Origin of the sequence: Rhodococcus sp. IEGM 1330, from assembly GCF_033142445.1 — a bacterium.
Classification (GTDB): domain Bacteria; phylum Actinomycetota; class Actinomycetes; order Mycobacteriales; family Mycobacteriaceae; genus Rhodococcoides.
Map to the genome: position 1 here is coordinate 141,721 of NZ_JAWLSB010000006.1, position 26,997 is coordinate 168,717.

1 protein-coding gene is annotated in these 26,997 nt (G+C 64.8%); it reads right to left on the reverse strand.

The annotated features are described in order from the left end of the window. Positions 1-35 precede the first annotated feature (35 nt). Positions 36-26,807 carry a non-ribosomal peptide synthase/polyketide synthase gene (locus R4P57_RS15810; RefSeq protein ID WP_317803771.1) on the reverse strand — a complete coding sequence of 8,924 codons (26,772 nt, stop codon included), beginning with the start codon at positions 26,805-26,807 and terminating at the stop codon, positions 36-38. Positions 26,808-26,997 lie beyond the last annotated feature (190 nt).

Genomic DNA, 26,997 nt, shown 5'->3' on the forward strand with positions numbered 1-26,997 from the left:
AGATGTGCCCTTCGATGTGAAGAACACACCAATTGTTATTCAGGTGTATTACCGAGATGAGAATCGACGACCGGCCCGATCACCGTGGCAGCATCTGCATTGGTCATCTCGTTGTGGAAAACGTCGACATCGTGGATGACGATATCTCCTGTCACATACGGCCGCCATTCTTGCGGGGATCGAACAATTCCATCGCTCGCACCCTTCGTTGCGGAAAAGAACAAAACATCTCCGTCGAACACGTCCGGGACGAACTCGGCCATTATCCGAGTCGAGTTCTCGAATCCCGCATTGATACGCCGGAGATGATCGGCGGAAACGCCGGTCGTCTGCCCCAACGACTCGTCGAGTAGTTCGACGCCCCGTTCGTAGGTCAACGGCTCGGTCGACGGTTGAGCCGTCAGGTCGAGCCCCAATCCCGCGAGCAGATTCTCGACGCTCAAGGCTCCCTCGGCCGGTTCGCCGTCGTGGCCGTCGACGTAGCTGTCCAACAGAGCGAGGGTGTGAACATCGCTGCCGCTGCTGCGCAGTTCCACCGCAATCGCATGAGCGAGCGAGCCGCCGAGCGACCACCCGAGAAGGTGGTAAGGACCCACCGGCTGGACGGCGCGAATCTCGTCGGCGTAGCGGTGTGCGAGATCGCGAATGGATCCGAAGCTCGACCCTTCCACGATGCTCGGCAGCTGCAGGCCGTACACGGGACGGTCGTCGCTCAGGTGTGAGACGAGACCGGCGTATCCCCACGACAACCCGATTCCTGGGTGGACGCAGAACAATGGGGCCTTGGACCCGCTACCGCGCAGCGGAATCACGACTCCGAACACCGAATCGAGATCCGCGCCCCCGGCGTCGGCATCCGCGGCGACCCGTGCGGCCAACCCTGCCGGAGTCGGATCGACGAACAGCGCTTGCAGCGGGACCCGAACTCCGATGGCGTTCTCGATGGCAGGCACGATCTTCGTGGCGACCAGCGACGTTCCGCCCAACTCGAAGAAGTTGTCGTCCATGCCGACCCGATCGACCCCGAGAACCTGAGCGAACGCATCGGCGATCGCAGCTTCCACCTCGGTGGTCGGTGCCCGGTACGGAGTTGTCGACGTCGTCAGTTCCGGAACCGGCAGTGCCCGCCGATCGAGCTTGCCCACCGGAGTGAGCGGAATGTCGTCGAGCTCGATGATCGCCGACGGAACCATATGCCGTGGAAGCATTTTGGCGACGCGATCGCGAAGTGCTTCGGTGTCGACCGATTCGCCGTCGGCCGCGAGAACGTAGGACACGAGGACTGTGTCACCGGACGCCGCCGTGTGTCCGATCGTGGCGGCGAACCCGACCTGGTCGTGCTCGGTGAGGGCGGAGTCGATCTCACCGAGTTCGATACGGAAACCGCGCACCTTGACCTGGAAGTCACTGCGTCCGACGAACTCGACGGCCCCTGCACTTCCCCAGCGCACGACGTCACCGGTTCGATACATCCGATCGCCCGGAGTGCCGAACGGATCGGCGACGAATCGCTCGGATGTCAGCCCGAAACGACCGAGGTATCCGCGGGCGGTACCGGGACCGGCGATGTAGAGCTCGCCCGACACTCCGGCCGGAACCGGCCGCAGTCGTGCGTCCAGCACCTGGAACCGGAATCCGGTTCCAGGCCCGCCGACGTCCACTGTGCCACCGGGCACCAACGGTCCACCGACACTTGCCTGGATGGTGGTCTCGGTCGGACCGTAGCCGTTGAACATCTTGCGGCCCGGTGCCCATTTCGCCACCAACTCCGGAGTGCATGCCTCACCTCCGACGGCAAGGACCCGAACGCTGCCCAGACGTGTCTCGTCGATCGACGACAGCGCCGCGGGAGTCAGGAACGCATGAGTGACGTGTTCGGATTCGAGCAGGTCGGCCAAGTCGCCGCCGCCGAAGACTCCCGGCGGCACGATCACGACGGTGGCACCGACGCCGAACGCCATCGTCAGCTCGTAGATGGATGCGTCGAAACTCGGCGACGCGATGTGCGAAACACGCGAATCCCGAGTGGGGCGGAATCGCTCGAGCACCTCGGCCTGGAGGTTGGCCAAGCCACGGTGCCGCACTGCAACGCCCTTCGGGCGACCGGTCGAACCCGAGGTGTAGATCAGGTAGGCGGGGTGGTCGATGTGCAGGGTCGCCGTACGCTCGACGTCGGTCACCGCGTCTGCCGGGTAGCGAGACAACTCCGCGGAAATTTCCGGATCGTCCAGAACCAGCCACGGGACGGTGTCGGGCAGCGATTCTCTGCTGTCGATGTCGGTCAGACCCATTGCGGCATGGGAATCTTCGAGCATGTGCGCGATTCGGTCCGCCGGGTAGTTCGGATCGACGGGCAGGAAGGCGGCACCGGTCTTGGCCACAGCCCACACCGACAGCACCGACTCGATCGATCGAGGCAGCGCCAACGCGACGAACGTCTCGGGACCGACGCCGTAGTCGATCAGCATTCGAGCAATTCGGTTGGACCAGCTGTCGAGATCGGCGTAGGACAGGCTGATGCCTCGGTAGGTGATGGCGACTGCGTACGGGTCGAGCGCGACGGCCGCCGCGAGCAACTCCGGCCACGTCCGGACTGCCGCGTCCGCGTTTCCTCGCGCCGGCACCAACGCGCGCTGCTCGTCGGCGCCCAGAATTTCGATGTCTCCGACCACCGTGTGTCGGTCGCGTCCGACGGCATCGAGAACTCGAATCAGTCGCGCCGCGATGGCCTCGACGCTGGCCGCGTCGAACAGCGATGTGGCGTAGTCGAACGCGGCCTCGAAGCCGGACGGACGCCCGTCCTCTTCGAAGGTCTCGGACAGCAGCAACTGCAGATCCTGCTTGGCTACCGGAACGTCGAAGTCGAAGCCTTCCACGCGTAGATCCGGAAGCTCGACCGAGGCCTTCTCGTTGTTCTGGAACGACAACGCGACCTGCGAGAGGGGAGCGTACGCCGTCGAACGAGTGGGATTGAGAACCTCGACGATTCTCTCGAAGGGCATTTCGGTGTGATCGAATGCGTCGAGATCGTGTGCCTTGACCTGATTCAGTAGTTCGTCGAACGGAGCGGACTCGTCCACTCGGCTCCGCAGCACCAGCGTGTTGACGAACATACCCACGAGGTCGTCGAGCGCCGCGTCACCGCGCCCGGCCACCGGGGTGGTGATAGCAATGTCGTCGGTGCCACTCAAACGTGCCAGAACGACCGCGAACGCGGCGTGCAGAACCATGAACATGCTGACGTTCTGTTCGCGAGTGATGTCGACGAGGGCCCGATGGATGTCGGCGTCGACGGTGAAGCGAACTCGGCCACCGCGGAAATCCTGAGTGGTCGGCCTCGGCCGGTCCGTCGGCAACGGCAAGAGGTCGGGAAGACCCGCGAGCGCGGTGGACCAGTGCTCGAGCTGAGCCGCTGCCACGCTCGAGGCGTCCTGCTCGTCTCCGAGCAGCGACCGCTGCCAGATCGTGTAATCGGCGTACTGGACGGGCAGCGGCTGCCAATTCGGCGCCTGACCTGCGCTGCGCGCCGAGTACGCGAGCACGACGTCGCGAGCGAGAGGTGCCATCGACGCGCCGTCGGCGGCGATGTGGTGCACCACCATGGCAAGCACGAAGACCGGATCCTCGGACGTGTCGACGCCGGCGTCGAGCACCTCGAACAGCTCGACGTGCACCGGGATCTCGGTGGTCACGTCGAATCCTCGACCGGCCAACAGAGCGACGCGATCGGTCAGAACAGCGGCATCGATCCGTTCGGGTTCGACCGCAGGGGCGACCTCGGCAGCCGGGTGCACGAGCTGCACCGGGAACTCCGGGCCGTCGGGGAAGGTCGTGCGCAGAGACTCGTGGCGCCCCAGAACATCGACCACCGCGTCGGCCAGCGCAGCGGTGTCGAGGCGTCCGGTCAGTTTGACGACCAACGGCACGTTGTACGCGGCCGACGAGGTGTCGAACTGGTTGATGAACCACATGCGCTGCTGAGCGAGCGAGAGCGGAATGTGCTCCGGACGCGCCGCCGCAACGAGAGCCGGCCGCTGCGCGCGAGTGTCGGCAGAGCCGACTGCGCTCGCCAATCCCGACACCGTCGGGGTCTCGAAGATCGTGCGCACACCGATCGAGGTACCGAATTCGGCGTTGATGCGAGCGATCACCCGCGTTGCACTGAGCGAATCGCCACCGAGCTCGAAGAAGCCATCGTCTGCACCGACTCGATCCACCTCGAGGATCTCGGCGAAGACCGCAGCGACCGTCAGCTCGGCAGGAGTGCTCGGCTCGCGGTACGAGGTTGCCGAGCCGAACTCCGGTACGGGCAGCGCGGCGCGATCGAGCTTGCCCACCGGAGTGAGCGGAATCGACTCGAGCACGACGATGGCGCTGGGCACCATGTGCGACGGCAATGCAGCGGCGAGATGATCGCGGAGAACGGCCGTGTCGAAAGTATCGACCGTCTCTGCCGGGCTGTCTCCCGTCAGGCGCACGTACGCCACCAGAACAGTGGCACCGGTCGGCCCGGGAGTTCCGAATGTCGCCGCGAAGTCGACCGACGGAAGTGTGGAGAGCGCGGCGTCGATCTCACCGAGTTCGATGCGGAAGCCGCGGACCTTGACCTGGGAGTCGCTTCGACCGACGTACTCGATGGTCAGATCCGGCGACCAGCGCACCACATCTCCGGTGCGGTACATGCGGGCACCGGGGGCACCGAACGGATCGGCGACGAATCGTTCGGCCGTCAGCCCCATCCGATCGTGGTAGCCGCGGGCCAACCCGACGCCTGCGAGATACAGCTCACCCGCCACCCCGATGGGAACCGGCTGCAGTCGCGAGTCGAGAACGACCTCGTACACACCCCGCACCGGCCCGCCGATCGACACCGGCTCACCGGCGACCATCGGTGCACTGATGTTGGACATGATCGTGGCCTCGGTCGGTCCGTACCCGTTGAACAGGTTGCGGCCCGGAGCCCACTTGGTGACCAACTCGGCCGGTACGGCCTCGCCGCCGACGACGACATCGGCGAACGTGTCGAGACCGGTCGGATCGACCGAGGCGAGGGCGGACGGGGTGATGAAGCCGTGAGTGACCGATTCCTCGGCCAGCAACGACGCCAGCTCGGCTCCGCCGTACACCGTCGGCGGAACGATCACCATCGTGGCTCCGACGCCGAACGCGAGCAGGTACTCGAGCACGGACGCGTCGAAACTGGGCGACGAAACATGAAGTGTGCGTGAGTCCTTCGTGACCCGATAGCGCTCGCGCTGCTCGGTCGCGAAGTTGTCGAGGCCGGAGTGGGTGACCACGACCCCCTTCGGAACACCCGTCGAACCCGACGTGTAGATCGTGTACGCGGCACTCGAGAGGGTGACGCGACCATGGCGTTCGTCGTCGGCGATGGGCTCGTCGCTCACCGTGTTCGGACCGTCGGTGGCGAGGTCGTCCAGGACGATCCACGGCACGGTCGACGGCAGATCGTCGAGGTGAGTGCGGATGGTGACACCGAAGGTTGCGCCGGAGTCGGCCAGCATGTGCTCGATGCGATCGGCCGGGTAGTTCGGATCGATCGGTACGAAGGCGGCACCGGACTTGGCGACGGCCCAGACGGTCAGCACCGACTCGATGGATCGTGCGATCCCGAGTGCTACGAACGTCTCGGTACGGACACCGTGACCGAGCAGAATGCGCGCGAGTCGGTTCGACTGTCGATCCAGTTCTCGGTACGTCAACTCGCCGTCGACGCTACGCAGCGCGATGGCATCCGGGTCGACGGCAGCTGCGTCGGAGAAGATCTCCGGCAGCAACCGAGTCGATCGGCCTTCGAGTCCGAATACCGGAGCCAGCGAGGCGAATTCGGTGTCGGCCAGCAGTCGGAGCCGAGCCAGCGGTTGCTGCTCGTCCGTGAGCACGGCGTCGAGTACCCGCTCGACTCGATCGACGATCGCGTGCACGTCTTCGAGCTCGAACAGTTCGGGCAGGTACTTGGCCTTGAGGTTCAGGCGCTCGTCGACCGACGACACCAGAGTCAGCGGGTAGTGCGCGGCGTCGGTTCCGAGGATGTCCGTCACCTGCATGCCTGCGAAATCCGTTGCCGCAGAGGCTCCGGCGCGATCGACCGGGTACGACTCGAACACAGTGAGCGTGTCGAAGGCGACGCCTGCACCGGCTGCGCGCTGGATGTCGGTCAGACCGAGGTAATGGTGGTCCAGCAGCGCTGCCTGTTCGGCCTGCACGCGATCGACCAGAGCGCCAAGAGTCTCGGCCCGATCGAGCGTGACCCGAACGGGCAGCGTGTTGATGAAGAGCCCGATCATGCCCTCGATGCCAGGCACCTCAGGCGGCCGACCCGACACCGTGGCACCGAAGACGACGTCCTCGCGACCGGTCAGAGTAGCGAGCACGATGCCCCACGCGGTCTGAACGAGGGTGTTCAAAGTGGACCCGCGGCGCGCCGCGAAATCGCGCAGTGCCGCCGTGGTCTCGATCGACAACGACCGCTCGGTTTCGCTCGAGACGGTGGACAACTGTCGACCCCGATCACCGGTGACCAGCAGCGTCGGCTCCTCGACACCTGCCATCGCACTGACCCACTGAGCAGTGGAGATCGCGACGTCGCGTTGCCGCATCCATGCGAGGTAGTCCCGGTACGCGGGCACCCGCGGCAGCATCGAATCGTCGGACTCGGTGACGTAGAGCGTGATCAGTTCCTTGACGACCAGCGGCGTCGACCAGCCGTCGAGCAGAATGTGGTGATTGGTCAGCAGCAGTCGCCAGTGATCGTCGGCGAGGGTGATCAGCGTGAACCGAAGCAGCGGCGCAGAATCCATCTCGAATCGCACACCGCGATCGGCTGCGAGGACGGCCTCGAGCGCAGCCTCGACGTCGGCTTCACCGCGCAGATCGACCTCGGACCAGGGAACCGTCACCGAACTCTGCACTATCTGCAGAGATTCGCCGGTGCTGTTGTGCACGAACGCTGCTCGCAAGTTCGGATGTCGAGAGACGAGCTTGTTCACGGCGGAGTGCATCCGCTCGGCATCGACGGCACCGCGCAGCTCGAGACCGAGCTGCACCATGTAGGCGTCGACGCCTGCGCTGTCGCTGCCGACCTCGCCGGCGAGGCGCGCATGGAAGAGCAACCCGGCCTGCAGCGGCGACATCGACCACACATCGTCGAGGTCGGGGAACTGCTTCTCGAGCACCTCGATGGAGCGCTGATCGATGTCCACCAGCTCGAGGTCGGACGGGGTGAAGCCGCCGGCGCCCTCGGTCGAGGCGTGCTCGGTGATCGCGGTCAGCGCCTGCGTCCACAATTCGATCAACCGATCGACTTCGTCGGCATCGAGGATGCCTGCCGGGAACGCGAAGGTGGCGTCGAGTTGCGGACCGTCGGGTGTAGAGGTGGTGACGGCGTTGATGTCCAGCGCAGCCGGTACGGGCATATCCGGATTCTGCGCGTCGCCCAGTTCGGCATCGGCCACAGGAATCCAGCCCACATCGGCCATGCCTTCGCTGGATCCGGTCGAGAACCGTCCGAGGTAGTTGAAGCTGACCTGCGGAGCAGCGAAATCGGACAGCGCCTCGGTTCCAGCGGAATCGAGGTACCGCACCATGCCGTAGCCGATTCCGTGATCCGGGATCTCGAGTAGCTGTTCCTTGACGGCCTTGATCAGTGCACCGGCGGAGTCTCCACCCGACAACGCGTCGGCGATGTCCACCGAACCGAGGTCGAGTCGCACCGGGAAGATCGTGGTGAACCAGCCGACGGTTCTGCCGAGATCGGCTCCGGGAACCACGGCGTCTTCACGGCCATGGCCCTCGAGCGTGATCAGCGCGCTGCGGACAGCGGCTCCCCGTTCGCGACGCCACGCGGTCAGTGCCAGTGCCAACCCGGCCAGGAGGCCATCGTTGACGCTGCCGCGGAAGACGTTCGGCACCGTGGTCAGCAGGCGCTCGGTGACCTCGACGGGCAGTGACGCGCGGATGCGCTGCACGGTCGCGTCGACGTCCACGCGCTTGTCCAGCGGTCGCGAACCGATCGTCGGATCGTCACCGCTCAGAATGCGCTGCCACAGCCCGATTTCGTCGGCACGGCTCGCGGTGACCTCGGTCAATCCGGTGGACCACCGCCGCATCGATGTGCCGATCGGAGCCAGCGCAGGCTCGTCGCCCGCGATGATCTGGCTCCATGCCGTCGCGAGATCCGGGACGAGGATGCGCCAGGACACGCCGTCGATCACGAGGTGATGCGCGACGACGAGCAGTCGGCCGGACCCGTTCGGGCCCTGGAACCACACCATCTGCACCATGACCCCGTCGGCGGGGACCAGTCGATCGGCTGCGGCGTCGAGTTCTGTTGCGGCGCAGGAAGAGAATTCGGCACCGTCCACGGAATCGACCGAGACCGCGTGGATGACCGACGCGGCGGACACAGTGCCGATCGGAGATACTTCCTCGTGCCAGATACCGTCCGCATCCTCGAACAGCCTCGACCGGAGCATGTCGTGACGATCGAGCACGGCTTGGACGGTGCGCTCGAGCATGTCGCTCTCGATGCCGACCGGAAGCTGAAGCAGGGCAGTCTGGGTGTAGCGACCGAAGTCGGTGCTGCGGTCCAACATCCAGCGAACGACGGGTGTCAGAGGCAGCGAGCCGACTCCCCCACCGTCGAGTTCTTCCAGTACGACGACGTCGCCCCCGAGAACCACGACCTCGGCCAACGCCGCGACGGTCTTGCGCTCGAAGATGTCGCGTGGAGCCAGGACCAGACCGGCCGCTTTGGCGCGTGAGACCAGCTGGATGGACATGATGCTGTCGCCGCCGAGTGCGAAGAACGAGTCGTCGACGCCGACGGTGTCGAGGCCGAGGACGTCGGCGAACAAGCCGGCGAGAATCGACTCGACTTCGGTTGCCGGCAAACGGCTTTCGGTCACGTTGGCGGAGAAGTCCGGTGCCGGCAGTGCTCGGCGATCGAGTTTTCCGTTGGCGGTCAGCGGCAGCTCGTCCAGCACGATCAGCGCAGCCGGAACCATGTAGGACGTCAGCGAGTGTCCGACGAATTCGAGAACGGCGGAGTGGTCGAGTGTTCGACCCGCTTCTGCGACGACATATCCGATCAGTCGATCACCGAATCCGTCGTCTCGAACCGAGACCACAGAAGCCGCAACGCCGTCGAATGCGAGCAGCGCGCTTTCGATCTCGCCGAGTTCGATGCGGAAGCCGTGCAGCTGCACCTGCATGTCACTGCGGCCCAGGTACTCCAGTGCCCCGTCGCGATTCCACCGCGCCGTGTCACCGGTGCGGTACATCCGGGCACCGGCCTCCCCGGACGGATCGGCGACGAAACGGGTTACCGACAGGCCGGCCCGGCCGAGGTAGCCGCGAGAGAGCTGTGCCCCCGAGACGTACATTTCGCCGGTCACACCCGGCGGAACCGGATTGAGCCGCGTGTCGAGAACAGCGACGTGCAGCGCGGGAATCGCCTGGCCGATGACGCTGGCCGAGGCCGACGCCGCGAACTGTTCGGTCAGTGCCAGGTGGCTCACGTGGACCGTCGTCTCGGTGATGCCGTACATGTTGACCAGAGTCGGCGCGGATTCGTCGTGTCGGGCGTACCAGCGAGCCAACTGACCGAGATCGAGTGCCTCGCCGCCGAAGATCACGTAGCGCAGCGAGAGATCGGAGTCCGCGGCACCAGCGAGGTTTCCGGTAGCCACTCGATCCGCTTCCGCGAACTGGTAGAACGCCGTCGGTGTCTGGTTGAGCACCGTGACCTTCTCGCGTACCAGCAACTCGCGGAACAGCTCCGGGGAGCGTGCCGTGTAGTAGTCGACGACGACGAGCGTTCCACCGTGCAGCAGCGGTCCCCACAGCTCCCATACCGAGAAGTCGAACGCATACGAGTGGAACATCGTCCAGACGTCGCGATCGTCGAAATCGAAGAGATCAGCGGTGTTCGCGAACAGCGTCGCCACGTTGCGGTGCGCGATCTGCACGCCCTTGGGGCGACCGGTACTGCCCGAGGTGTAGATGACGTACGCGATCGAATCGGCACTGGTGCCACCCGAGCGGTCCGCATCGGTCAGCGGGGCACCCGACATGCCGTCCAGTTCGGCGATCAACTCGGGCGAATCGATCTCGAGGATATCGAGATCGGAGGCAGGCACCGACGCACTGTCGGCGACAGTGGAGATCACACAGACGGGTGAGGCGTCCTCGAGCATGAACGTCAGCCGATCCGCTGGGTAGGACACGTCGATCGGAAGGTAGCCGCCACCGGACTTGATCACCGCGAGCAGCGCGACGATCAGCTCCTCGTTGCGCGGCATCGCGACCGCCACGAGCGATTCCGAGGTCACACCGCGCTGGATCAGAAGCCGCGCGAGCCGGCTCGACCGGTCGTCCAGCTCGGCATAGGTCAGTGTGTGATCTCCGAAGACGATCGCGCGCGAATCGGGGAATCGCGCTGCAGCAGAGGCGAATCGATCGGCCAACGTCGCGTCGGATGCCACGAGGCCCGCGTGGTTCCACTCCCCCGTCATGGCGTCGAGCTCACCCGGGAGGAGGAGGTCGATATCGCCCACAGCACGCTCGGGATCGGCCGTCACGGCGGCGAAAACGGCCCGCAATCGTGCCGAGAACTCCTCGACGGACGATTCCTCGAAGAGGTCGACCGCGTAGGTGATCGCGGCGGTCATCCCTGCCGGTGCACCGGACTCGTCGTACTGCTCGGCGACGGTCAGCTGCAGATCGAATTTCGCGACGTGCGCGTCGATGTCGACGGCCTCGACCGTGAGCTCCGGCAATTCGAGCGCAGCCGAAGTGTTGTTCTGGAATTCGAGCAGCACCTGGAACAGCGGTGAGTGGTCGGTCGAACGAGCGGGGTCGAGAACGTCGACCAGTCGCTCGAATGGAACATCGGTGTTGTCGAAGGCAGCCAGATCGGCTGTGCGCGTGGAACGGAGCAGATCGGTGAACGAGAGCCCCGGTGCCACCTCTGTACGCAGAACCAGCGTGCCGACGAACATACCGATCAGATCGTCGAGCGCGGCGTCGCCGCGACCGGCGATCGGCGTTCCGACAGCGATGTCCTCGGTGCCGCTGATGCGTGCCAGCAGGATCGACCATGCCGCGTGGACGGCCATGAAGACGGTCGCCTCGTTGGCGCGCGCGATCTCGACCAGTTCGGCATGAGTGGTGCGGTCGATCTCGAACCGAACACTGTTGCCGCGCAGTGACTGCCGAGCGGGCCGCGGATGATCGAGCGGCAGCGGCAGCACGTCGGGAAGATCCGCCAGTTCGGTCGTCCAGAACTCCAACTGCTGCGCCGCCAGGGACGACGGATCGGACTCGTCACCGAGGACGGTGCGTTGCCAGAGTGCGAAGTCCGCGTACTGAACGTCGAGCGGTGCCCACATCGGAGCGCCGGCCGCTGCGCGAGAACCATAGGCAACCATGACATCTCGGGCCAAGGGTGCCATCGACGCGCCGTCGGCAGCGATGTGATGCACAACGATCGAGAGTACGAACTCGTCCGGTGCAACCCGGTACAGGACCGCGCGGAAGGGTAGATCGGTCGACACATCGAATCCCGTTGCGGCAGAGGCGGAGATGGCCGCAACGACTTCGGTGGCGTCCAGATCGACGACGGCGAGTTCGGTTCTCACCGTCTGCGCGTCGAGGATCTTCTGCTCGGGGCGCTCCCCGTGGGTGGGGAACACCGTGCGCAGCGACTCGTGACGTTCCAGGACGTCCCCGATTGCCGCGCTCATCGCGGCGATGTCGAGTCGACCCGTCAGCCGGACCGCAAGCGGGATGTTGTAGGCCGCAGAAGCGACGTCGAATTGGTTGATGAACCACATCCGTTGCTGCGCGAGTGACAACGGAATCGAATCCGGTCGCGGCGTCGCCACGAGTGCGGGGCGGCGCAGGGTGCCGACCGGGTTGCTGTTCACCCGAACCGCAAGTGACTCGACGGTGGGAGCCTCGAACAATGCGCGGACGCTGATCGTGGTGCCGAGGGCAGAGTTGACGCGGGCAGTGAGTCGGGTGGCACTGAGCGAGTCGCCACCCAGATCGAAGAAGCTCGAATCGATTCCGACGCCGTCGATCCCCAGTACCTCGCCGAAGATGTCGGCAATGACCTGCTCGGTGTCGTTACGTGGCGCACGCGAGTCGCCCCCGAGATGAAGATCGGGCGCAGGCAGGGCGTTGCGGTCCAGCTTGCCTGCCGGTGTCAACGGGATCGACTCCAGCGCGACGAAGGCCGTCGGGATCATATGGGTCGGTAGCGAATTCGACACGTGAGTGCGCAGAGCTGCTGCATCGACCTGCTCGCCGGACCTCGGAAGAACGTAGGCGACCAGAATCGTGTTGCCCGTCGGACCGTCGACACCCACAGTGGTGGCGAACTCGACCGTCGGATCGTCGGTCAGGACAGCGTCGATCTCGCCCAGTTCGATGCGGAAACCGCGCACCTTGACCTGGAAGTCGCTGCGCCCGACGTACTCGAGCGTTCCCGACTCGGTCCACCGCACCACGTCGCCGGTGCGGTACATCCGGGCACCGTCCGCGCCGAAGGGATTCGCGACGAAACGATCTGCGGTCAGACCGAATCGGCAATGGTAGCCACGTGCCAGTGCCGGCCCGGCGAGATAGAGCTCACCTGCAACCCCGACCGGGACGGGATGCAGCCGTGCGTCGAGGACGACTTCGCTGAAACCGATTGTCGGCGCGCCGATGTCGATGGCGGAGTCGACGTGCAGTCGATCGCTGATGGACGAGAAGATCGTCGCCTCGGTCGGACCGTACGCGTTGAACATTCGACGGCCCGGTGACCATCGGGCCACGAGCTCGGGAGGACAAACATCGCCACCGGTGGCGACCACGGCCAAGTCGGTCAGGCCGTCCGGATCCACCGATGCCAGCGCGGCGGGAGTGACGAACGCATGCGTGACGTGCTGTGCTGCGAGCAGTTCGGCCAACTCGGTGCCACCGTAGACCGAGGTCGGCGCGATAACCATTGTCGCGGCACCGGAGAACACCATGAGCAGTTCGAGGATCGAGGCATCGAAGCTCGGGGACGCGAACGCGAGAACCCGGGCGTCCGGGGTCACCTCGAAACGAGTCCGCTCCTCCTCGGCCAGATTCGCCAGCCCGCGGTGGGTGACGGTGACGCCCTTGGGAATACCTGTCGAGCCCGAGGTGTAGATCAGGTACGCGACCTGATCGATGTGCATCGGCCGAATACGGTCGACGTCGAGAACCGGCGTGGTCGGGTGACCGGCGAGTTCGGTGCGTGTGTCGTCCTGGTCGAGCACGGTCCACCGAGCAGAGCCGAGGTCTGCGACCGCAGCCACGTGCTCGGACAGAGTCAGGCCGATCGACGCGTTCGAGTCGACGAGCATGTGTTCGACGCGATCGCGCGGGTAGCTCGGATCGATCGGCAGGAATGCCGCCCCGGTCTTGGCGACTGCCCAGATGCCGAGTACGGATTCGATGGACCGTGGCAGAGCCAGCGCAACGACAGTTTCCGGGCCGGCACCGCGAGCGATCAATGTTCTTGCGAGAGCTGATGATTGCGCGTCGAGTTCGGCATAGTCGACGGTGCGACCGTCGCTCCACAGAGCGGTGCCGTGCAGGTTCGATGCAGCGGCGTCGGTGAAGATATCGGGAAGCAGTCGAGCATCCGACGATGCCGGTCCCCGAACCGGTGCCACCCGGCGCAATTCTTCCTCGGACAGCAACGACAGCGCTCCGACACGGCGACCGGTGTCGGTGGCAATGTCCTCGAGAACGCGCACGATTCTGTCGACCGTCGCCGCGACGACGCTGTGCTCGAACAACTCCGGCAGGTACTTCGCCTCGATGTGCAGCCGATCGTCGACCATGGCGACCAAGGTCAGCGGATACTGCGCTGTGTCGCTGCCGTCGTGCACGTCGTGCACCTGCATTCCGGCGAGGTCGGTTTCCGCCGACAATCCCGCGCGGTCCATCGGGTACGACTCGAACACCGTCAGGGTGTCGAAGGCGACGGCCGGTCCCACTGCTCGCTGAATGTCGGTGAGGCCGAGGTAGTGGTGATCGAGCAGAGCGGCCTGTTCGGCTTGCACCCGCTCGAGGTACTCACCGAGTGTCTCCGACGGATCGAGCACGATCCGCACCGGCAGAGTGTTGATGAACAGACCGACCATCGACTCGATGTCGGAGACCTCCGGCGGTCGTCCGGACACGGTGGCACCGAACACGACGTCGGAACGTCCGGTCAGAGTGCCGAGAACCAGGGCCCACGACGCCTGCACCATGGAGTTCATCGTGACGCCACGTGCACGAGCGACGCTGCGCAGGCGGTTCGTCTGCTCCACATCGAGCGAGACCAACGAACGGCCGGCCAACGTCGACTCCTGGCGTCGGCTCTCGACCGGCGTCAACAGGGTCGGCTCGGACAACCCTGCGAGCGCGTTCGTCCACGCGTCCAGTGCCGTCGAGCGGTCGCGCTTGGCCAGCCACGACAGGTAGTCGCGGTAGGCGGGAACACGCGGGAGCACGGTGTCGTCGCCGTCGACCACGTAGAGCGTCAGCAGGTCCTTGAGCAGCAGCGGCGTGGACCAACCGTCGAGCAGGATGTGGTGGTTGGTCATCACCAGACGCCACTCGCCCGGTGCCACTGTGATGAGCATGAAGCGCAACAGAGGTGCTTGCGCCATGTTGAATCGGGTGGCTCGGTCCTCGTGTTCGATGCGATCGAGCTCGACAGCTCGATCTTCGAGGTCCAGTTCGGTCAGGTCGATCGACGACCAGGGAGCGTCCACGTCGTGGTGGACGATCTGGATGGACTCGCCGTCGTTGTTGTGCACGAAGGCAGTCCGCAGGTTCGCGTGTCTACGCAGGAGCGCCCGAGCAGCACGCCGGAACCGCGCCTCGTCGACGCTTCCGCGCAACTCCAACACGAGCTGGACGATGTAGGCGTCGACGGACTGATCCGACAGCTCGGCGTGGAAGAGCAATCCGGCTTGCAGAGGCGTCATGGACCAGATGTCGTCCAGCGTGGGATAGACCCGTTCGAGGTCGTCGATGGAACTCTGATCGAGCCGCACCAGATCGAGGTCGGACGGTGTGAAGCCACCGGCCCCCGGTCGCTGGGCGAGCTGAGTCAAAGCGGTGAGGGCCTGACGCCACAGCTCTGCCAGTTCGGTGACCTCATCGGCGTCGAGCACTCCGGTGGGGAAAGCGAACGTCGCCTCGAGCCGTGGGCCGGTCGGCGTTGCGGTGGTGACGGCATTGATGTCGAGCACGGCTGCGACCGGTAGGTCGTGGTCCTGCGAATCGCCGACACCGGAGTCGTCGACCGGCAGCCAGCCGTGTCCGCGAAGCTCGTCCGGAACATCGGTGCTGTAGCGCCCGAGGTAGTTGAAACTGATCTGGGGAGCCGGGAAGTCGCGCAGAGCAGCGGCACCGTCCTCGTCGAGGTATCGGAGCATGCCGTAACCGATGCCGTGGTCGGGGACTGCCAGCAACTGCTCCTTGACCGACTTGATCAGACGCGCTGCGTCGACACCGCCGGCGAGTGCGTCGTCCAGGTCCAGACCGGCGAGGGTCAGCCGGAGCGGGTAGATCGTGGTGAACCAACCGATGGTCCGGCCGAGATCGGCACCGGGCACCACGTGGTCCTCGCGGCCGTGACCCTCCAGCGAGATGAGAGCGTCGTTCACGGCCACTCCCCGTCCACGTCGCCACACTGCCGTGGCGAGCGCGAGAGCCGCGAGCAGACCGTCGTTGACGCTGCCGTGGAACGCGTCGGGCAGCGCTGTCAGTAGACCCTCGGTGACGTCGGTCGACAGCGACAACTCGACCTTGTCCACTGTCCGGTACACGTCGATCTCGCGATCGAGTGCGCGCGATCCGATGAGTGGATCCGGTTGTGCCAGAACGTCGCGCCAGATCGCCAGCTCGTCGCCGCGGGTGGCGGTGACCTCACGCAACCCGTGCGACCAACGACGCATGGAGGTGCCGACCGGAGCCAGCTCCGGAGTGCTTCCGCCGAGGATCTGGGCCCACGCCGACGCCAGGTCGGGAACCAGGATTCGCCAGGACACACCGTCGATCACCAGGTGATGAGCGACGACGAGCAGACGACTCCCCTCAGAGCCTGCGTCGAACCACACCATCTGAATCATGATGCCGGAATCGGGTGCAAGGCGCCCGACCGCCGACGCGGCCTCGGCCTTCGCCTGATCCGAGAATGCTTGTCCGTGAACAGTTGTCGACTCGACCCGGTGGACAACGGACTGCGCCGTCACCGATCCGACGGGAAGCACCTCCATCGACGGGTCGTCACCGCGATGCAATACGCCGCGGAGCATGTCGTGGTGATCGAGGACCGTCTGGACGGTGGCCTCGAGCACATCCAGCTCGATGTCGACCGGAAGTGTGAGAACCGCCGTCTGCGTGTGCTTGTCGAGGACTGCCGTCCGATCGAGCATCCACGCCACGATCGGAGTCAGCGGTACGTCACCCACACCTCCACCGGGCAATTCCTCCAGCACGAGAGGTGCGGTGCCGTCTCCGGACGCGACCACCTCGGCCAGTGCCGCAACGGTCTTGTGCTCGAACACATCTCGTGGCGACAGAGACAGTCCGGCCGCCTTGGCGCGCGAAACCAGCTGAATCGACATGATGCTGTCGCCGCCGAGGGCGAAGAACGAATCGTCGACGCCGACGCGGTCCAGTCGAAGAACCTCGGCGAACAATCCGGCCAACGTCTTCTCGACCGCATTGTCCGCATCGCGACCGGCCGTGACCTGGGCGGACCAATCCGGTTCGGGGAGTGCGTTTCGGTCGAGTTTGCCTGCCGGAGTAAGAGGAATCGACTCCAACATCACGAACGCCGACGGCACCATATGCGCAGGCAACACCGAACCGGCATGCTCCCGCAAAGCATCGACCTCAAGGACCGCACCCGCCACCGGCAACACATACGACACCAACACCGTTGCCCCGGCCGCACTCTCACGCCCGATGGTGACCACGAAATCGACACCCGACACAGCCGCCAACACCGAATCGATCTCACCCAACTCGATCCGGAAACCACGCACCTTCACCTGAAAATCGCTACGCCCCACATACTCCAACGCACCCGAGGCATTCCACCGCACCACATCACCGGTGCGATACATCCGCGAACCCGCACCACCGAACGGATTGGCCACGAACCGCTCCGCCGTCAAACCCAACCGCGCGTGATACCCACGAGCCAACGCCGGACCCGCCAGATACAACTCACCCACCACACCGACGGGCACCGGATTCAACCGCGAATCCAACACCACCTCCGCGAAACCGATCGTCGGCGAACCGATATCGACCGACTCCCCCACCACCAACGCCGACGAAATCGACGAGAAAATCGTCGCCTCCGTCGGACCGTACGCATTGAACATCCGCCGACCCGGCGCCCACCGCGCCACCAACTCCGGCGCACACACATCACCACCGGTCACCACCACCGCAACCGAATCCAACCCCACCGGATCCACCGACGCCAACGCCGCAGGCGTGACGAACGCATGAGAGACCCGCTCCTGCGCCAGCAACGACGCCAACTCCACCCCACCGAACACCAACGGCGGCGCAATCACCATCGTCGCCCCACCCGAAAACGCCAACACGAACTCCAGAATCGACGCATCGAAACTCGGCGACGCAAACGCCAACACCCGCGACGACGGCCCCACACCGAACCGCACCCGCTCCTCGGCAGCCAAGTTCCCCACACCACGATGAGTGACCACCACACCCTTGGGCACACCCGTCGAACCCGACGTATAAATCAGATACGCCGCATCATCGAGCCGCAACACACCCGAACGCTCCGCATCCAACACCGGAGCAGACGACCGAAACGCCAGATCCGCCACCACATCCGCATCATCGAGCACCACCCACGACACCCCACCCACACCCGACAGCGCACCCACATGAGCACCCAACGTCACACCCACCACAGCACCCGAATCGACCAACATGTGCTCGATCCGATCCACCGGATAATTCGGATCCACCGGCAAGAACGCACCACCGGCCTTCGCCACCGCCCACACCGCCACCACAGACTCCACCGACCGCGACAACGCCAACGCCACGAACGACCCCGGACCCACCCCACACGACATCAACATCCGCGCCAACCGCGACGACGCCGCATCCAACTCACCATACGAAACAGACCGCGACCCCGACACCACCGCAACACCACCGACACCAGCAACACCCACAGCACCAGCCAACAACTCCGGCAACACCACACCCACCACAGACCGCGGACCACGAACCGGAGCCAGTGAGTCGTACTCGTTGGCAGACAGAATCTCGATGTCACCGACTCGGATGGTCGGCGTGGACGTCACGGCGTCGAGGATCCGTACGAGGCGATCGGCGAGCACCTGGACGGTATCTGCGTCGAAGAGTTCTGTGGCGTAGCGGAATCCGGCTTCGATGCCGACCGGTGCGCCGGACCTGTCGAATTCTTCCGAGATCGTCAACTGCAGGTCGAAGTTGGAAATGTCGTTGGGTAGCTCGATGCTCTCGATCGACAGTCCGGGCAACGTCACCGTCGGTCGGTCGGTCTGCTGGAACTCGAGCATCACCTGGAACAACGGTGCATGGGCAGTCGACCTCGCGGGATCGACCGCGTCGACCACTCGCTCGAACGGGACATCCGAATGAGTGAACGCGGCCAGGTCGACGGTGCGAACGTCCGAGAGCAGGTCCTCGAACCGAGTCGAGCCGGGCACCTGGGTGCGCAGAACGAGGGTGTTGACGAACATGCCGACGAGTTCGTCGAGTGCGGCGTCTCCTCGGCCCGAGATCGGCGTTCCGACCGAGACGTCCTCGGTACCCGAGAGTCGGGCCAGAAGGACGGCCAGAGCCGCGTGCACGATCATGAACGAGCTCGAATTGTGCTCGGCGGCAACAGTAGCGAGTCGAGCATGAATTGCGGCGTCGATGTCGAACGTGACGCTGTCGCCGCGCAGGGATGCCACCGCGGGACGTGGGCGATCGGTCGGCAACGTCAGGACCTCGGGGCTGCCGGACAGTGTGTCGACCCAGAAGGTGAGCTGCTTGGCCATCAACGACTCGGGATCGGACTCGGGGCCGAGGAACCGGCGCTGCCACAGCGCGTAATCGGCATACTGCACCGGCAACGGTTCCTGGCTCGGTGCGTGCCCTGCGGCGCGGGCACTGTAGGACACCATCAAGTCGCGGGCCAGCGGGGCGCTCGAGAACCCATCGGAGGAGATGTGATGCACCACCATCACGAGCACATGTTCGTTCTCGCGCACCCGAACCAGTCGGACTCGCAGCGGAACATCGGCCACCACGTCGAAGCCCGAGCCGGCGACGTCGGCGATCAATTCGAGGACGTGACGCTCGTCGTTCGCGAGAATCGGAGTCAGATCCGGCAGTGCCGATGTCACGTCCAGGATCGACTGCGCGGGAACGTCGTCGGTCAGCGGGAACATCGTGCGCAGCGACTCGTGCCGGCTCAACACGTCACCGATGGCCGAGTGCATCGCGTCGACATCGAGCACACCGCTCAGACGCATGGCGAACGCAACGTTGTAGGCAGCCGACTCGGTGTCGTACTGATTGATGAACCACATGCGCTGCTGCGCCAACGACAGCGGCACCACATCCGGTCGCTCCTGCGGGATCAGTCGAGGGGCGGCTGCAGCGTCGTGCTCGCCGATGTCGATGCCTGCCGACAGCGCTCGCACGGTGGGGGCGTCGAACAGATCCCTGATGCCGATGTCGGTTCCGAGTGCGGCATTGACTCGCGCGACCAACCGCATCGCGATCAGCGAGTTGCCACCGATCTCGAAGAAGCTCGACGTGACGCTGACCTGAGCGATACCGAGTAGATCACCGAAGACACCGGCGACGATCTCTTCGACCGGGTTCTCTGGACCGAAGAACTCCGACGCGGCGACGGTGAATTCGGGCGCAGGCAGTGCTTTGCGGTCGAGTTTGCCGCTGGCGTTGACCGGGAGCGAATCGAGTACCACCACGTGTGAGGGCACCATGTACCCCGGGAGGCGGCGCGCGGCCTCGGCCGTCAGGAGCGCGGGGTCGACGGCGAAACCGTGCGCACCGACCACGTATGCCACGAGGGTCTCACCGGTGTTCGGATCCTTGTGCACCAACGCGATCGCCTGTGCGACGGACTCGGATCGAAGGAGAACCGATTCGATCTCGGGTAGTTCGATGCGGAGGCCGCGCAGCTTGACCTGGAAGTCCGTGCGGCCGATGTACTCGAGTTCGCCGTCGGAGCGCCACCGCACCAGATCGCCTGTGCGATAGAGCCTCTCGCCCGGCTCACCGAACGGATCTGCGACGAAGCGATCCGCTGTGAGGTCGCCGCGACCGACGTACCCACGAGCAAGTTGCACACCGGCGAGATACAGCTCGCCGGGAGCACCGATCGGAGCCGGTCGCAACGAGGCGTCGAGCACGTACAAGCGCGTGTTCCACACCGGTGCGCCGATGGGGATCGAGACGGCGTCGCGCCCTGTCACATGGTAGTAGCTGACGTCGACGGCCGCTTCGGTCGGACCGTAGAGGTTGTGCAGTTCCGCGAGGGAGAACTGCGCGAACTGCGCCGCGGTGGCAGGCGGAAGTGCCTCGCCGCTGCAGAAGACCAGCCGAAGCGAGACACATTCCGCAGCCCGTGCTCCTGCCGCGAACACTGCGAGCATCGACGGTACGAAGTGCGCCGTGGTGATGTGCTCGTCTGCGATGATGCGAGACAGGTACACGGGATCGCGGTGTCCGTCGGGTTCGGCCACGACGAGCTTGGCACCGACCTGCAGCGGCCAGAAGAACTCCCACACCGACACGTCGAACGTGGCCGGAGTCTTCTGTAGAACGGTGTCCGCAGGCTCGAGGTGATACTCGTGCTGCATCCACAGCAACCGGTTCACGATGGCCGAGTGTGTGACTGCGACACCCTTGGGCCGACCGGTCGAACCGGAGGTGTAGATGACGTATGCGGTGTTCGAGCCGTGCAGTCTTCCCAGACGGTCCGAATCGGTGACCGAGGAGTGGTCGCGATCGGACACGTCGAGTAGGTCGACGGCGAGGACCGGAGTTGCGACCGGGATGTTGATCCAGTCGCGGCTCGTGGTGAGGATGCACACCGGCTGGGCGCTGGAGAGGACGTACGACGAGCGCTCGACCGGATGGTCCGGGTCGATCGGCACATAGGCGCCACCGGCCTTGACGATCGCGTACATGCCGACGAGCAGGTCGATCGACCGTCGAATCGCCAGGCCTACATGGGATTCGGGTGTAACGCCGAGCGAGATGAGATGTCGCGCGAGCTGATTCGCACGTTCGTCCAGTTCGAGATAGGTGATCTGCTCGTCCTCGAACACGAGCGCGGTCGAGTACGGACTGCGCTGCACCTGTCGGTCGAACAGGCTGCTGAGCGTCATGTCGACGCCGCCGGCCGGAATCTGCTGGTGGACAGGAGGTTCGATCAGACGTGCGGTGTCGTTCCACTCGAACAGGACGAGCTCCCGCTCCGCGGCTGACAGGATGTCGATGTCGCCGGTGCGTACGTCGGTCGACGTCCCGATGGTCGACACGATCCGCAGGAAGCGATCGACGAACCGGTCGATGGTTTCGGGATCGAACAGATCTGTGGCGTAGGTGAACGACGCCGACAGTGCACCCGATGGGTCCACGGGCTCCTGATCCACGCGCAGCTGCAGATCGAATTTGGCTGTGTCGGTGCTGATTTCCTCGAACCGAACGGTGAGTTCGGGAAGCTCCAACGTGACAGCTGCATTGTTCTGGAACTCGAGGAGAACCTGGAACAGCGGCGAATGGTCGGTCGACCTCACCGGATCGAGTACATCGACCAGTCGCTCGAACGGGATGTCGGTGTTGTCGAAGGCGGCGAGGTCGGAGCTACGAGTATCGGCGAGCAGTTCGGCGAAGGTCGATTGCGGCTCGACCTGTGTTCGCAGGACGAGGGTCCCGACGAACATGCCCACGAGGTCGTCGAGGGCCGCGTCGCCTCGACCAGCGATCGGAGTACCGATAGCGATGTCCTGAGTGCCGCTCAGGCGCGCGAGCAGCAACGCAAGCGCGGAATGGACGACCATGAACAGCGTCGAGTCGTGTTCGGCAGCAACCGAACTCAATCGAGCGGCGACATCGGCGGGAATCATAAACGGGGTGACACTTCCACGCATCGACTGCCGGGTGGGCCGCGGGCGGTCGAGCGGCATCGGCAGTACGTCCGGCAGGTCTGCCAGAGCCGACTGCCAGAATTCGATCTGCCGCGACGCCACCGAGGTGGAGTCGCTCTCGTCGCCGAGAACAGCGTGCTGCCACAGCGCGAAGTCCGCGTACTGGACGGCGAGTGGCTCCCACGCCGGAGCCGAACCCGCGGACCGAGCACCGTAGGCGACCATCACGTCTCGGGCCAACGGTGCCATCGACGCACCGTCCGCCGCAATATGGTGGACGACGATGGAGAGTACGAAGCTTTCCGAGCCGGTCCGGTACAACACCGCACGGAACGGAAGATCGACCGTGACGTCGAATCCTGTTGTTGCAGAGGTACGGACGAGCGCATCGACCGAACCGGCGTCGACGTCGACCACATCGAGGAGGAGCTTCGATCGGGTGACGTCCTCGACCGGTGCGATGACCTGGTTCGGCAGATCGCCCACAGTCGGGAACACCGTGCGGAGCGACTCGTGCCGGGACAGGACGTCGCCGACGGCCGCAGCCATCGCACTCACGTCCAGCCGACCCGTCAGGCGAACGGTGAGCGGGATGTTGTACGCGGGCGAGGACACTTCGAACTGGTTGATGAACCACATCCGCTGCTGCGCGAGAGACAGCGGGATCGAATCGGGCCGGTCGACGGGGACGAGTGCCGGGCGTCGATGCAGTGACGCGCCCTTGGCTTCGGCACGTTCCGACAGAGTCCGAACCGTCGACGCTTCGAACAGATCCAGCACCTTCAAATCGGTTCCGAGAGCCGAATTGACCCGCGCGATCAAACGCGTTGCCACGAGGGAGTTTCCGCCGAGATCGAAGAAGCTGTCGGTGACGCCGACCCGATCGACCTCCAGAACGTCGCAGAACACGGTAGCCACCGCGGCCTCGTATTCCGTTTCCGCGGCCTCGAATGCACCCTGCGAACCGAATTCCGGTTCGGGGAGTGCGTTTCGGTCGAGTTTGCCTGCCGGAGTAAGAGGAATCGACTCCAACATCACGAACGCCGACGGCACCATATGCGCAGGCAACACCGAACCGGCATGCTCCCGCAAAGCATCGACCTCAAGGACCGCACCCGCCACCGGCAACACATACGACACCAACACCGTTGCCCCGGCCGCACTCTCACGCCCGATGGTGACCACGAAATCGACACCCGACACAGCCGCCAACACCGAATCGATCTCACCCAACTCGATCCGGAAACCACGCACCTTCACCTGAAAATCGCTACGCCCCACATACTCCAACGCACCCGAGGCATTCCACCGCACCACATCACCGGTGCGATACATCCGCGAACCCGCACCACCGAACGGATTGGCCACGAACCGCTCCGCCGTCAAACCCAACCGCGCGTGATACCCACGAGCCAACGCCGGACCCGCCAGATACAACTCACCCACCACACCGACGGGCACCGGATTCAACCGCGAATCCAACACCACCTCCGCGAAACCGATCGTCGGCGAACCGATATCGACCGACTCCCCCACCACCAACGCCGACGAAATCGACGAGAAAATCGTCGCCTCCGTCGGACCGTACGCATTGAACATCCGCCGACCCGGCGCCCACCGCGCCACCAACTCCGGCGCACACACATCACCACCGGTCACCACCACCGCAACCGAATCCAACCCCACCGGATCCACCGACGCCAACGCCGCAGGCGTGACGAACGCATGAGAGACCCGCTCCTGCGCCAGCAACGACGCCAACTCCACCCCACCGAACACCAACGGCGGCGCAATCACCATCGTCGCCCCACCCGAAAACGCCAACACGAACTCCAGAATCGACGCATCGAAACTCGGCGACGCAAACGCCAACACCCGCGACGACGGCCCCACACCGAACCGCACCCGCTCCTCGGCAGCCAAGTTCCCCACACCACGATGAGTGACCACCACACCCTTGGGCACACCCGTCGAACCCGACGTATAAATCAGATACGCCGCATCATCGAGCCGCAACACACCCGAACGCTCCGCATCCAACACCGGAGCAGACGACCGAAACGCCAGATCCGCCACCACATCCGCATCATCGAGCACCACCCACGACACCCCACCCACACCCGACAGCGCACCCACATGAGCACCCAACGTCACACCCACCACAGCACCCGAATCGACCAACATGTGCTCGATCCGATCCACCGGATAATTCGGATCCACCGGCAAGAACGCACCACCGGCCTTCGCCACCGCCCACACCGCCACCACAGACTCCACCGACCGCGACAACGCCAACGCCACGAACGACCCCGGACCCACCCCACACGACATCAACATCCGCGCCAACCGCGACGACGCCGCATCCAACTCACCATACGAAACAGACCGCGACCCCGACACCACCGCAACACCACCGACACCAGCAACACCCACAGCACCAGCCAACAACTCCGGCAACACCACACCCACCACAGACCGCGGACCACGAACCGGAGCCAGGCGAGCGCGTTCAGCGGTGGACAGCATGTCCACATCGCCGATCCGAAGATCCGGCTCGCTGGTCAGAGCGTCGAGCATGCGTACGAGGCGGCGGGCGAGTTGAGCCATGCTCGTGGCGTCGAACAGTTCTGTGGCGTAGTCGAAAACGACGGCGAGAGTGTCGGACTCGTCGACGGTGACGACCAGATCCATGCCGATCCCGTCACGCGGCAGTGCGGACGGGCCGAACCGGAGCGCAACCTGAGCAAGGGGGCTGTGAGATTCCGATCGCGGCAGACCGAGGGCCTGAACGACATCGTCGAACGACGTGTCACCGTGCGTCATCGCAGAATCGAAGTCGGTTCCTGAGGCATCGACGAACTCGGCGAACGAGTGCCGAACGTCGGGTCGGGTCCGCAGCACCACGGTGTTGCCGTCACCCGCGGGCACGGCAATCGACACGTCGTCGGTGTTCGCGAGCCGCGAAAGCAACACGGCGAGAGCAGATTCGAACACCACGAACGGAGTCGTGGAACGTTCGGCCGCCAATCGAGCCACTCCGGACCACGATTCGGATCCGATCGTCACCTCGTGGGATGCGCGAACGTGACCGATGCGCGAGGGGCGCGAGCGGTCGGTCGGAAGATCGAGGAGATCCGGAGCATCGGCGAGCCGGTCGGTCCAGTAGGCGAGATGGGCTGCGGCGCGCCGCCGGCGTTGGCCTTCACGTGCGCTGTCCGGATGTACGTCGAGAACGGCGACATCGGGCCCGGCCGCGATGAAGGACTCCACCATGTCGACGAAACTCGAATGGTGTGCGGTGAGGTCGTCGTCGTCGTACCGGTTGGGGTTGGCTCTGAAATCGACGAACGTCCTGGCCGGAGAACCGCTCTGATACACGTTGACCAGAAGATCCTCGACCGGACCCGAGGTCACGATGTTGAACTCGCCGACGATCGACCCGAGGTTGATCTGCTGATGGAACAGCATCATGTTGACCATCGGGCCGGCAAGCTGCTTGTCGCTCCCCGAAGCCGCGAGCTCGCGCCGAATGTCCTCGATGCTGAAGCGCTGGTGCCGCAGGGCGCCCATCAGTTCGAGCTGTACTTGCTGTACCAGCTCGCCGACGGTTGCGTCCTGGGGTACGTGGATCGAAATAGGTGCGACGTTGACGAGCATTCCACCGGATCGGCGAAGCAGTGCGGTGGTGCGCGCGGACACCGGGATGTTGACCGAGACGTCTTCTCGCCCGGACATTCGCGAGAGGTAGCATCCGAAGGCGGCGATGAACACAGCCGCGGCGGTGCCGCCCTTGGTTGTGTCCGATCCTTCGAGTGCGGTGACGACGTCCGCGGGCAGAGCAACGCTGCGTAGCTTGCTGGCGGCGATCGTGCGACCGTCCGTGTTCGAAAGAGATGCACCGTCGTTGATGTCCGCGGCGCGATCTATCCAGTACTTCTTGTCGGTTTCGAAACGCCTGGACGTCCGGTATTCCTGATCGAGCTCGTACAGTCGGCGGAGCTCGGCTGCCTTGTTGGGCGCGGGTTCGCTGTGCTCGACGGCGGCCGTGTAGAGCGCTGCCGTGCGGTTGACGAGCGTCATGGCACCGTAGCCGTCGAGGGCGACGTGGTGGATCTTGCTGTACCAGAGGTTGCGTTCGTCCTCGACCTGAATGATCCAGCTCTCGACGAGGGGATCGTTCTCCATGTCGACCGGCTGCACGTAGTTGTCGTCGATCCAGCGCAGCGCCGAGGCCATCGGATCGTCTTCGCCGCGCAGGTCCAGGTAGTGCACGGATTGGTCGATGGAGTGGTCGACCAGCTGGACTGCTTCGCCGTCGACTTCGCCCAGTCGGAGGTAGGCGGACTGGAACTCGTGTCCGGCCTGTGCCGAGGCTTCCTGCAGTACGGCTATGTCGAGGTTGCCTCGCAGATCCACGTACTGGGCGATGCAGACCGCAACATCAGGGGCGAGCTGCTGGGCGAACCACATGCCCCGTTGTGCAGACGACAGCGGGAAGCCGTTCTCGAAACCGGGGCCGGTCGGGGGCGTCTGAGACCCACCGGTAATTGCTGCGCGCATTCACTTGCCCTTCGGCGGCACGGTCACGGCGGCGAAGGCCGACGTCGAGTCGATCGACTCGGAGCCCTCGGTCCGACTCGGGGTGTCGAGCCGCGGCGGCTTGAGCGCGCGATTGAGCAATTCTGGCTTCCGTTCTGGTCTGCGTTCGTGTCGGTTCGCACACGCTCGATGGCTTAACAGGGCTTGTATT

Bases quoted from the DNA above. Each gene is read 5' to 3' on its own strand.
- R4P57_RS15810 (WP_317803771.1), bottom strand. From the start codon at position 26,807: ATGCGCGCAGCAATTACCGGTGGGTCTCAGACGCCCCCGACCGGCCCC.